Below are 12,173 nucleotides of genomic sequence, written 5' to 3'. Positions count from 1 at the left end.
CAGTAGAGTAGTCCGGATCAACAATCATTAAATATTTTTCCCTAAAAATAAGAACACAAAAAAACCTCAAAGTAATTTGAGGTTTTATATGTAAAATAATGATTTAATTATTTTGCTGGTTTTTTAGGACTCATCATCATAATCATCCTTTTTCCTTCAAGTTTAGGAAGCTGGTCTACTTTACCCACGTGCTCCAATTCCTGAGCAAGTTTTAAAAGCAAAATTTCTCCCTGATCCTTAAAGATAATTGAACGTCCTTTAAAAAATACGTAGGTTTTTAATTTAGAACCTTCTTCAAGGAATTTTTCAGCATGCTTCTTTTTGAATTCGTAATCGTGGTCATCAGTCTGAGGTCCGAAACGGATCTCTTTTACTACCACTTTTACCTGTTTAGCTTTAAGTTCCTTTTGTTTTTTCTTTTGCTCGTATAAGAATTTTTTATATTCTAATACTCTCGCAATAAATGGTTCTGCCTTGTCAGAAATCACTACTAAATCCAATTCTTGTTCCGCAGCAATCTGTCTTGCTTTGTCAATTGGATAGATTCCTGGCTCTACGTTATCGCCCACTAAACGAAGCTCTCTCACACGAATTTTATCGTTGATCAAGTGTAAGTCCTCTTGTACCGGACGTCTCTGTGGGCCCCTGTTGTTAAATCTTTGTGCTATTGTATTATAATTTTATTGGTTAATTACTTAATTTAATTGATTCAAATATTTAAAAATTGAAGGATTCTGTTAATTTTTAAATCCTTCAATCTTTTAATTTTAAATTTATATGGCTGCTTCTTTTTTGAAGTAAGCAACGAAATCCTCCAGCTTCATCACTCCAAGATCTCCTTCTCCACGTCTTCTTACAGAAATCGTGCCTTCATTTTCTTCATTTTCTCCTACTACAAGCATGAAAGGAATTTTATTCAATTCAGCATCACGGATCTTTTTACCTGTCTTCTCGTTTCTGTCATCAATCTGACCGCTAATATCGTGATTTTCCAAAAATTGTGAAACTTTTTTTGAATAATCTACATATTTTTCACTGATCGGTAGAATAATAAACTGATCCGGGCTCAGCCATAACGGGAAATCTCCTGCTGTATTTTCTAACAAAATAGCAATGAAACGTTCCATAGAACCGAAAGGAGCTCTGTGAATCATTACCGGTCTGTGTTTTTCATTATCGTTTCCAATATAATGAAGATCAAATCTTTCCGGTAGGTTATAATCCACCTGGATAGTTCCCAGCTGCCATTTTCTTCCTAAAGCATCTTTCACCATGAAGTCAAGTTTAGGACCGTAGAATGCAGCTTCTCCATATTCTACTACTGTTTTTAAGCCTTTCTTCTGAGCTGCATTGATGATTGCACTTTCTGCTTTCTCCCAGTTTTCATCAGAACCGATATATTTTTGTTTGTTTTCGGGATCTCTCAAGGATACCTGAGTTACAAAATCTTCAAAACCTAAAGATTTGAAAACATAAAGGGTAAGGTCAATTACCTTTTCAAATTCTTCAGAAAGCTGATCCGGAGTACAGAAAAGGTGAGCATCATCCTGAGTAAATCCACGAACTCTGGTTAATCCGTGAAGCTCTCCACTTTGCTCATATCTGTAAACAGTACCGAATTCTGCATATCTCTTAGGCAAATCTCTGTAGCTCCATTGTGAAGTTTTGTAAATTTCACAGTGGTGAGGACAGTTCATTGGCTTCAGCAAGAATTCTTCTCCTTCATTCGGAGTTTTAATCGGCTGGAAGCTGTCTTCTCCATACTTATCCCAGTGTCCTGAAGTTACATATAATTCTTTCGCTCCGATGTGTGGAGACATTACAAATTCATAACCTCCTTTTTTCTGAGCATCAGAAAGGAAATTTTCCAGTTTTCTTCTTAAAGCAGTACCTTTTGGTAACCAAAGTGGTAACCCTGCACCTACTTTTTCAGAGAATGCGAAAATTCCAAGCTCTTTACCTAATTTTCTGTGGTCTCTTCTTTTAGCTTCCTCCAATCTTTCAAGATATTCAGTAAGATCTTTCTGCTTAGGGAAAGAAATACCATATACTCTTGTCAATTGAGGATTCTTTTCATTACCTCTCCAATAAGCTCCTGCTGCATTTAATATCTTAACCGCTTTTACGATTCCGGTGTTTGGAATGTGACCACCACGGCATAAGTCTGTAAAGTTATCATGCGTTACAAAAGTGATTTCTCCGTCATTAAGATTTGAAATCAATTCAACTTTGTAAGGGTTATCAGCATAGGTTTTTAAAGCATCTTCTTTTGAAACCGGATATAAAGAGAATGTAGAACCTTTCTTTGCATTTTCAAGGATCTTTTTCTCAATCTTTTCAAAATCTTTTTCAGATAAGCTTTCATCCCCGAAATCCACATCATAGTAGAATCCGCTTTCAATGGCAGGACCAATCGTCAACTTAGCATTAGGATAAAACTCAAGGATTGCCTGCGCCAAAAGGTGGGCAGAAGAGTGCCAGAAAGCCTTCTTTCCAAGATCATCATTCCAGGTCAAAAGTTGTACCGTAGAATCCGTGGTTATAGGTGTGGTTATTTCTACTTGTTGGTCATTAACGATTGCGGAAATGGTATTTCTAGCCAATCCCTCGCTTATAGATTTTGCCACATCTAGAGCAGTAACTGCTCCTTCGAATTCTTTGACACTATTGTCTGGAAGTGTAATTTTTATCATTGTTTACTAAGAAATTTTAAGAGGCAAAAATACGGAATTTTTAGATAAAATACTATATTAGCATATATTTAGAATGAGAATTAATATTAAAAATGAAAAAGACGAGGGTGGTTTTTGTCTCATTGAATTCCATATTCACTTTATCCCAGAAAAATACTTCAGAATTTCCGGGTATTTATTTTCTTGGTAGTAAAGCTCATTTTCTTTTCGAAAGTATTTAAAAACAAACCAATTACAATTCAATATGAATGCTATAAATGTAGATTTGCACTGCGACTTATTATGTTATTTACTTGAGCTGGGTTCATTAATTGATGATAAAGAACTTGGTTGTTCACTTCCTTATTTAAAAGAAGGAAATGTGAAGCTTCAGGTGATGGCTATATACTCAGCAACAGGTGAAAATAGTACTGTTTATGGAAAAAAACAGAGCGAAATATTTTCAAATCTTCTGCGAAATGAAAATTTTTTCTTGTTTGAAGGGGAGAACTATAAAAATACCGATAATACAGACAAAGTAGGGGTTATTGCTTCTATTGAAAACGCATCTGGCTTTTGTAGTGAAGATGAAACCTTAGAATCTGGCTTTAAAAATCTGGAAGCGATCATTGAAAAAACACAGCGAATTCTTTATCTGGGAATAACCCATCATACTGAAAACCGCTTTGGAGGAGGAAATGATTCTGATGTTGGACTGAAAGAGGACGGAAAAGTTCTGCTTGATTACTTTTCAGAAAAAAATATTGCCATTGATCTGGCCCATACCAGTGATCAGCTTGCCTATGGAATTCTTAATTATATAGACCAAAAGAATTATAAGATCCCTATTATGGCAAGCCATTCTAACTACAGACCTATACATGACAAAAAAAGAAACCTTCCTGATGAACTGGCAAAAGAAGTTATTAAAAGAAAAGGATTAATAGGACTCAATTTTATCCGTAACTGTATTGATGAGAAGAATCCTGAGGTACTATATGAACATATTCAGCATGGCCTTGATTTAGGTGGAGAAGATTTTATTGCCTATGGTGCTGATTTTTTCTTTTGCAAAAACCATCCGGACAAATCCCGTCATCCTTTCTTTTTTGAAGGATATGATGATGCATCTGCTTTTAATTCCATCAACAAAGAAATTGAAAAGCGCTTTTCTTCCGATTTGGTAGAAAAGATCAGCCATAAAAATGCTTTGAATTTTATAGAGAATATGTATAAATAAAACAGAAGTGAGATGATTTTTTGCTCTCCCAGATTTAGCAAATTAATCCGGTTTCTTATATGATCGGTGAAATCAGCTAAATCTGGAAGAGATTATTTTTAAAAGAAATTATATGTTTTTTATACGTTTTATTTTAGATTAAATAAAGTGTTGTAAAACATTGTAATATAGTGTATTATGTGTTTTTATTTAATGTTTTCTTTTGTACTTTACTTTCTGCTTGATAATCTCAATCACGTCAACATTTTGTACTTTAGATTTAATCCATCCATGGATATCAATATAGAATAATGAACGACGATAATATTCATTATTAGAAAATTCTTCCAGCTTTTTATCAAAGCTTTCAAATGCTTTCTGTCTTTGATCCAACACCTGATTATTAAGGTTCTTAAAAAACTGAATGCTTTCAAAATGGAACTCTTCCGGTTTTTTCATTTTCTTGGCGAACTTTAAAGTAGAGGCAATAAATTCATCATAGTCTTCATCATTTCCCGACTCATATTTGGCCATTAAAATCAGAATCCGCGTATGAAATAATAGATCTTCCTGTACATTTCCCTTAGATTCTATAACTCTCATGGAATATTCAATGGATTTGTCAAACATTTTACTGCCGAAGAACATAGCGGCCATTTTCAGATAGAGAATCATGAAATGGTGTTCATCAATTCTTTCCCGGAGCTTTTCCATTTTTAATTCCACTTCAGGAATAAGCTTTGTTCCGGTAAAAAATTCCCCTTTTACAAAATGAATATTCATCAGCGTATTGTAATGCGTAAGGAAAAGAAGAGAGTGAAGATTTTCATTCTGAACAAAATTCTCCGCATGCACCATTGTATTGAAATTCTGAAAATGTTCTTCCAGAATATCAATATTTCCATATAAAAACAAGATTTTCAGCAGATACGTATTCCCTTTAATATACCATACAGGATGGCTGTAGATCATCTCAGGCTTTTTATGAAAAAGATCTACCCATTGATAGGCATATTTCAGTGTGTATTTGTAATCCTGTAAAAGTTGGTTTTTCCAGACATGGGCTTTATAATACCATAGTTTTTCTGTGAAATTCAGTTTCTCAGGGTTTATATTTTTAATCTGGGCATTAAAAACATCCATCACTTCTTGTCGGTCTGCATCATTTTTTACATAACCATGAGTTAGCATTTCACTGTATAATTTCAGCGAAAGATTAGATAGTTTTGTAGTATAGCGGTTCTGTTTGCTGATCTCCTGAGATTGCTTGATTAATTCTTCGGCACGGCCTTCAATACTTCGTGTAATAAATTGTGATTCAATTACTTTTTCAAGATCTATAATTTCAGAAGCAATACTTTTTTCATCCAGTTCCAGTGCGGATTGTTTGGTCTTATCTAATATTTTTAAAGCCTGTTTGTAAAGTCCTTTCTGATAAAGGATATTGGCAAAATCTAATTGCTCCCGAAGCTGGATTCTGTAGTTCTGATGACTCGGGTTCATGCGGAGACTCACCAGAATTTGTTTATAAAGATGGGCTTTAAGGTTGGAAAGCTGCTGTTTTGTGGAAATTTTCTTCTCAATAATCACACTTTCATCGTATTCCTTCATTTTATCCATCTCAGAAAATAATAAAAGAAATTTGGCATCTACATTAATTCCGAGACGGTTTACGTAGAGCTTAAACTGTCTTTTTTCAGAGGTGGTCAATGACTTTACCAATACAAACAAAAAATCTTTCTGCAATTCTGCCATTGTATATTTTTAGAAATTAAATTATTGATTAACAAATAAATACGGCTATTTTTTCAGCTATTGAATATTGTAATTTTCAGAAAAAGTGAAAATGAAAAAATATTGCAAGCTGTAGTTTTGAGCCAAAATTAAGTAAAAAACTTCATTTATGAATTCCGAAAAAATTGAAATTTTTGATACAACACTGAGAGATGGGGAGCAGGTTCCGGGGTGCAAACTGAATACGGAACAAAAGCTGATTATTGCTGAAAGGCTTGATGAATTGGGAATTGATATCATTGAAGCAGGATTTCCAATTTCCAGTCCTGGAGATTTTGAATCTGTTTCAGAAATTTCAAAACTGGTAAGAAATGCTAAGGTTTGCGGACTGACAAGAGCGAATAAAAAGGATATTGATACAGCGGCAGAGGCACTGAAGTTTGCAAAGCGACCAAGAATACATACCGGGATCGGTACTTCTGATTCTCATATTAAATACAAATTCAACTCAACAAGAGAGGATATTATTGAAAGAGCTGCCGAAGCGGTAAGATATGCCAAAACGTATGTGGAAGATGTAGAATTTTATGCGGAAGATGCCGGAAGAACAGACAATGAGTATCTGGCACAGGTTTGTGAGGCTGTTATCAAAGCAGGAGCAACCGTCTTAAATATTCCTGATACAACAGGGTATTGTCTGCCTGAAGAATATGGTCAGAAAATAAAATACCTGAGAGAAAATGTAAAAGGGATTGAAAAAGCAGTACTTTCTTGTCATTGTCATAATGACCTTGGGCTGGCTACTGCCAATTCCATTGCGGGAGCGATTAACGGAGCCCGCCAGATTGAATGTACGATCAATGGATTGGGAGAAAGAGCAGGTAATACGGCTTTGGAAGAAGTGGTTATGATTTTAAAGCAGCATAAAGATTTGCATCTTCATACCGATGTCAATTCCAGAATGCTGAATGAAATGAGTACAATGGTGTCTGATCTTATGGGTATGTCTGTACAGCCAAACAAAGCTATTGTAGGAGCCAATGCCTTTGCTCACAGCTCAGGAATTCATCAGGATGGTGTGATTAAAAACAGAGAAACTTATGAAATCATTGATCCTGCAGAAGTAGGGGTAAATGCTTCTTCAATTATTCTTACTGCCAGAAGCGGCCGTTCAGCCTTGGCTTACCGTTTCAAACATATCGGATATGAGGTTACCAAAAATGAATTGGATTATCTGTATCAGGAGTTTTTAAAAATTGCAGATCTTAAAAAGGAAATAGGAAATGATGATCTGAGCATGATGATGGATTCTTTCAGCAGAAAAATAGGATAGGTTTGATTTAAATCAAGATAAAAGTAAAATGAACAACAATAAAAAGACGCTTTTTGATAAAGTATGGGACGCTCACGTGGTAGAAACCATTCCGGACGGGCCTCAGATCATTTATATAGACAAACATCTTATTCATGAGGTAACCAGCCCTCAGGCTTTTGCAGAACTTGAATCCAGAAATCTGGAAATTTTCAGACCGGAACAGATTGTAGCCACTGCGGATCACAATGTACCTACATTGCATCAGGAACAGCCTATTAAAGATGAACTTTCAAGAAATCAGGTAGAGCAGCTTACAGAAAACTGTAAGAAAAACAATATTGAACTTTTCGGATTGGGACATCAATATCAGGGAATTGTTCATATCATCGCTCCGGAATTAGGGATTACCCAGCCGGGAATGAGTATTGTCTGTGGAGACAGCCATACCTCTACCCATGGAGCATTTGGATCTATTGCTTTTGGAATCGGAACAAGTCAGGTTGCTCAGGTATTTGCAAGCCAGTGTTTGTTGCTTAACAAGCCAAAATCCATGAGAATAACCGTTAATGGTACACTGAATGAAAATGTTCAGCCTAAAGATGTTATTCTTTATATCATTTCAAAAATAGGAACCGATGGCGGAACAGGATATTTCTGTGAATATGCAGGAAATGTGTTCGAAGAAATGTCGATGGAAGGAAGAATGACTGTCTGCAATATGAGTATTGAAATGGGTGCCAGAGGCGGAATGATTGCTCCTGATGAAACAACTTTTGAATATGTAAAAGGCAGAAAATTTGCTCCTGAAGGAGAAGACTGGAATGAAAAAGTAGCCTATTGGAGCACTCTGAAAACAGATGAAGGAGCTGCATTTGATGAGGAACTTAGCTTTGATGCTTCAGATATCTATCCAATGATTACTTACGGAACCAACCCGGGAATGGGTATTTCAATCCGTGAAGTGATTCCGGTACCACAGAATGAATCTGAAGAGAAAGCACTGAAATATATGGGGCTGGAAGCCGGACAGGCTGTGAACAGCATCAAGGTTAATTATGTTTTCATAGGAAGCTGTACCAATGCGAGAATAGAGGATTTCCGTTCTGCGGCTCAATATATCAAAGGAAAAAGCAAATCTGAGGCTGTAAAAGCTCTGATTGTTCCCGGATCTCAGCAGGTTGTTAAACAGATTTATGAAGAAGGATTGGATAAAATATTCAATGAGGCAGGGTTTCAGATTCGTCAGCCGGGATGTTCAGCATGTCTGGCGATGAATGATGATAAAATTCCGGAAGGGGAATATTGTGTTTCCACTTCCAACAGAAACTTTGAAGGCAGACAGGGACAAGGTGCGAGAACGATTCTTGCCAGCCCGCTTACCGCAGCAAAAGCAGCCATAGAAGGTAAAATTTCAGCTTTTGAAAGTGTAAACTAAACAGATTAAAAGTACATGCAAAAATTAGTTGTTTTAAAATCCCGCGCAGTTCCGTTGCCGGCAGAAAATATAGATACAGACCAGATTATTCCGGCTAGATTCCTGAAAAGTATAGACAGAAAAGGTTTCGGAGAAAATCTGTTCAGAGACTGGAGGTTCAATATTCATACAGGAGAACCAAATCCTGATTTTGTGTTGAATAATCCTAAATTCAGTGGAGAAATTTTGGTGGCAGGAAACAATTTCGGATGTGGAAGCAGCCGTGAACATGCAGCATGGTCATTAACTGATTATGGTTTCAAAGTAATTATTTCCAGCTATTTTGCAGATATTTTTAAAGGGAATGCCTTAAATAACGGGCTTCTTCCTGTAAAGGTTTCCGAAGAATTTTTAAAAGAAATCCTGGAAGGAATCAATGAAAATCCAGACAATGAAATTGCCATTGATGTGGAATTGCAGTCTGTAAGCTTTAAAGATACCACTGAAACTTTCGAAATTGATTCTTACAAAAAAATATGCCTGTTAAACGGCTATGACGATATTGATTTTCTAATCAGCAGAAAACAAACCATCACAGAATTTGAATTAAAAACACAAAAAGTAAATGAGCAACAATTATTTTAAAATCGCAGTTCTTCCCGGAGATGGGATTGGCCCGGAAATCATCAGTGAAAGCATTAAAATATTAGATGTTATTGCGGAAGCTTTTCAATGTAAATTCCATTTTGACTATGGATTGATTGGGGCAGAAGCTATTTTTAAGACAGGAAATCCTTTACCTGAGGAGACGTTGAAAATATGTAAGGATTCTGATGCCGTACTTTTCGGAGCTATCGGGGATCCGGTTTTTGATAACAATCCGGAAGCGAAAGTGAGACCGGAACAAGGATTATTAAAACTACGTAAAGAATTGGGGTTGTTTGCTAATATCCGTCCTTTGAAAACGTATGCATCATTAATTGATAAAAGTCCACTTAAAAGAGAAATTATCGAAGGTGCCGATATCCAGATTTTCAGAGAGCTGGTAAGTGGAATTTATTTTGGTGAAAAATTTACAGACCCGGAAGGAGCGTATGCTTATGATATCTGCAAATACAGCCGTGAAGATATTATTCCTATCGCCCATATGGCATTTCAGGAAGCTCAGAAAAGAAAGAAAAAGCTTACCCTTATTGATAAAGCTAATGTTCTGGATACTTCAAGATTGTGGAGAAAAACATGTCAGGAAATTGCCCCTGAATATCCGGATGTACAGCTTGATTATATGTTTGTAGATAATGCAGCCATGCAGTTGATTCTTAATCCTAAACATTTTGATGTTATTTTGACCGAAAATATGTTTGGCGATATTATTTCTGATGAAGCCAGTGTGATTGGCGGTTCTATCGGACTGCTGCCATCTGCTTCAGTAGGAGAGAAGAATGCCCTGTTTGAGCCTATCCATGGATCTTATCCACAGGCAAAAGGAAAAGGAATTGCCAACCCTATTGCTTCTATTTTAAGTGTGGCCATGATGCTGGATCATCTTAATGTAAAGGCAGCAGCAGATAAGTTGAGACAATCTGTAGAACATGCTATTGAAAACAAGTATGTCACCATTGATCTTAATACCAAACAATATTATTCAACGAGTGAAGTGGGAAGCTTTATTGCAGACCATATCAGATATTCCGAGAAATCATATTATAATTTTGAAAATATCAAGATCGGGAAATCTACCATTGTATAGAAACAAAAAGTTCAGTTAGATAGTTAGAAAGAAAAGTTCCGCCTCATATGAGACGGAACTTTTCAATTTTTTAAACCTGTAAGGGATATTATTCTTATTTTTTGGTATTATCCGTTTTTCCTGATTTATTTTTTGAAGACTTTTGAACATCTTCTTTATCAATATCAGGCGGATTGGTCTTTTTTGATGCCGCAGGAATATTGGGGAAATCCTGGTTTTGCTTTTGGGTTTCTGCGGTATTGGCAGATTCATTCTTTTTGGTGTTTCCTTTTGTATTCATGACTTTGAATTTTAAATTTCAACAATATGATAGTATCATTCAAAGGGTTTGCCAAACGGAAATATTTTACCTTAAAGTCCTAAAATACCAATTTTTCCTGTTTTATCTTCTATTTCATAATTTAAAGCCTTAGCTAAAACAAAGATATTATTAAGATTTTCTATCAGCTGTTTACGGCCTTCACTTCTCAGTTGATTCTGATCAATTGATTTTTCGGCTGTTTCTTTAGCTTTCTGGGTAACATTTTTAATATCTTTTTCTGAAATTCTGTTAATAAAAGAATCATCCAAAGACTGAATTTCAACGCTTGGCGTAATTCTTATGTCGGCATCAGGAAGCTCGGTGATAATCAGTTTTTTATTGATAGAATCTACTTCGATCTTCATTTTGTTAAGGTCATAAGAAACCTGTGCATTGGTCTTTGTATAAGTTATAATGCTGTTGCTGGAGACTTCCTTCCCGAATACTTCATAACCCATCTTGGTTTTCTGCATGCTGGAAGTATTCTGCTCCATCACCACCATTTTATTCATCTTGGAAATCTGATTGGTCAGGATATAATAATCAGACTTTTCAGTTTTATTTCCAAGGTTCAGGCAGGACTTCAGTCCAAAAAACAGAAGAACCATGGCACCGGCACCGGCTGCAAAGGATAATATTGTTCTATAATTTCTCAAAATCTATTTAAAAATTTCTTTGATGACAGACGAATCATTCTTTTTAAGAATTTCAACTAAATCCCTCTCGATATATCCTGTAGTAGGCATTTCTATAATTCTTCCCACTTCTTTTCCATATCTTTTCAGGATAATGGTAGGAACTTTTTGAAGATTGTAAAGACTTTCATCTCCGGTAGGAGATTCTTTCTTACGGTTTACTGCTATGATATTCAATTTATTTTCCGGATAGCTTACGGCTTCCAATATTTTCATCAGTCTTGGAAAATCTCTGTGGCTGTCTTCACACCAGGTTCCCATGAATACAATAATATCATAAGTCCCGATTTTCTCTTTTTTTAATTCACTGACGGCTTTTTGGTCAAGAACATACTCATCATGTTCTTTTACATACCAATCTGCATAAGGAGCTTTTAAAAACTGCTCTTTCAGTTGGTTTCCTAAAAGCATTTTGCCATCTTTCTGAGTTTCAACTTCACGGTTTACTACTACTTTTTGAGCATTAAACTGTTGTGCAGCTAAAAATAAACTTGAAAAGGCAATAATATTGGTAATAAATTTTTTCATATGCTATTTTTCAATAATTGATTTTAAATCAGCAGGAGAGTAGTATTTGTTTTTTAATACTTTATGATCTGCCTGTCTGTAAACATTGAATTTTTCTCCGGACTTTTCATAAAAAGATTCTACTTCCTTCTCTTTGTAAAATTCAACAGTTTCCTTTGCCTGTTCTTCATTGTCACATGCTTTCGACATATTGGAGCGCTGAACTTCGTTGAATAGCTCTACAAATTTGTTGCCAAGTCCGAATTCCAGTACAGCTCCACTCAAAACATACTGAAGATCACACAATGCATCTGCAATTTCTACAATATTATTATCTGCAATGGCTTGTTTCAGTTCGTTCAATTCTTCCTGTAAAAGCTCCACTCTAAGATTGCATCTTTCCGGAGAAGGAATTTGTGGGGTATCTAAAATAGGGGCTTTGAAAGTAGTATGGAATTCTGCTACTTGGTTCAGACTATCAATTTTATCCATGAATTTTTTTATTTCCCACAAAGATAGAAAAGGATTTGTAAAATGTGAAATGTACAGGAATAAAATGCAGAGCA

Annotated in this window: 12 protein-coding genes; 5 read left to right on the top strand and 7 right to left on the bottom strand. The window is 35.6% G+C overall.

What is annotated here, in order from left to right; translation table 11 throughout:
• Positions 1 to 107: 107 nt before the first annotated feature.
• Together infC and thrS are read right to left on the bottom strand one after the other, a co-directional pair.
• Positions 108 to 608 carry a translation initiation factor IF-3 gene (gene infC, locus ACWPWS_RS05595; RefSeq protein ID WP_027372223.1) on the bottom strand — a complete coding sequence of 167 codons (501 nt, stop codon included), beginning with the start codon at positions 606 to 608 and terminating at the stop codon, positions 108 to 110.
• A gap of 165 nt (positions 609 to 773) precedes the next feature.
• Complete coding sequence (thrS, locus tag ACWPWS_RS05590) at positions 774 to 2,693, bottom strand: threonine--tRNA ligase (protein ID WP_309512071.1); 1,920 nt, start codon at positions 2,691 to 2,693, stop codon at positions 774 to 776.
• 244 nt (positions 2,694 to 2,937) lie between these two features.
• Between thrS and ACWPWS_RS05585 the strand changes: the two genes are divergently transcribed.
• Positions 2,938 to 3,912, top strand: coding sequence for a dipeptidase (locus ACWPWS_RS05585; protein WP_454045809.1), 975 nt, complete (start codon positions 2,938 to 2,940; stop codon positions 3,910 to 3,912).
• A gap of 189 nt (positions 3,913 to 4,101) precedes the next feature.
• On the opposite strand, the gene ACWPWS_RS05580 is transcribed toward ACWPWS_RS05585, so the two are convergent.
• Positions 4,102 to 5,646, bottom strand: a complete 1,545-nt coding sequence (locus ACWPWS_RS05580; protein WP_454045808.1) for a hypothetical protein — start codon at positions 5,644 to 5,646, stop codon at positions 4,102 to 4,104.
• 148 nt (positions 5,647 to 5,794) lie between these two features.
• On the opposite strand from ACWPWS_RS05580, the gene ACWPWS_RS05575 reads away from it, so the two are divergent.
• From ACWPWS_RS05575 to leuB, 4 genes are read left to right on the top strand one after another with little or no spacing between them, the layout of a single operon-like run.
• Complete coding sequence (locus ACWPWS_RS05575; RefSeq protein ID WP_209784511.1) at positions 5,795 to 6,958, top strand: 2-isopropylmalate synthase; 1,164 nt, start codon at positions 5,795 to 5,797, stop codon at positions 6,956 to 6,958.
• A 28-nt stretch (positions 6,959 to 6,986) separates the two neighbouring features.
• Positions 6,987 to 8,375, top strand: a complete 1,389-nt coding sequence (gene leuC, locus ACWPWS_RS05570; RefSeq protein WP_454045807.1) for a 3-isopropylmalate dehydratase large subunit — start codon at positions 6,987 to 6,989, stop codon at positions 8,373 to 8,375.
• 15 nt (positions 8,376 to 8,390) lie between these two features.
• Complete coding sequence (leuD, locus tag ACWPWS_RS05565; RefSeq protein ID WP_454045806.1) at positions 8,391 to 8,999, top strand: 3-isopropylmalate dehydratase small subunit; 609 nt, start codon at positions 8,391 to 8,393, stop codon at positions 8,997 to 8,999.
• On the top strand, positions 8,980 to 10,104 hold the full coding sequence (leuB, locus tag ACWPWS_RS05560) for a 3-isopropylmalate dehydrogenase (RefSeq protein WP_454045805.1): 1,125 nt from the start codon (positions 8,980 to 8,982) through the stop codon (positions 10,102 to 10,104). Before leuD ends, leuB begins: the two co-directional genes overlap by 20 nt.
• 94 nt (positions 10,105 to 10,198) lie before the next feature.
• On the opposite strand, the gene ACWPWS_RS05555 is transcribed toward leuB, so the two are convergent.
• The 4 genes from ACWPWS_RS05555 to ACWPWS_RS05540 form a co-directional block, all read right to left on the bottom strand.
• The gene (locus ACWPWS_RS05555; protein ID WP_209784507.1) at positions 10,199 to 10,384 is read right to left on the bottom strand and encodes a hypothetical protein; all 186 of its coding nucleotides are present in this window, start codon (positions 10,382 to 10,384) and stop codon (positions 10,199 to 10,201) included.
• A 71-nt stretch (positions 10,385 to 10,455) separates the two neighbouring features.
• Positions 10,456 to 11,061, bottom strand: a complete 606-nt coding sequence (locus ACWPWS_RS05550) for a DUF4230 domain-containing protein (RefSeq protein ID WP_454045804.1) — start codon at positions 11,059 to 11,061, stop codon at positions 10,456 to 10,458.
• Between the two features lie 3 nt (positions 11,062 to 11,064).
• Positions 11,065 to 11,628: a TlpA family protein disulfide reductase gene (locus ACWPWS_RS05545; protein WP_454045803.1), complete on the bottom strand. Its 564-nt coding sequence runs from the start codon at positions 11,626 to 11,628 to the stop codon at positions 11,065 to 11,067.
• A 3-nt stretch (positions 11,629 to 11,631) separates the two neighbouring features.
• Positions 11,632 to 12,099, bottom strand: a complete 468-nt coding sequence (locus ACWPWS_RS05540; RefSeq protein WP_034694493.1) for a pyrophosphohydrolase domain-containing protein — start codon at positions 12,097 to 12,099, stop codon at positions 11,632 to 11,634.
• Positions 12,100 to 12,173 lie beyond the last annotated feature (74 nt).

This window comes from Chryseobacterium sp. Marseille-Q8038, from assembly GCF_965111995.1.
This window is presented reverse-complemented; position numbering and strand designations above follow the sequence as displayed.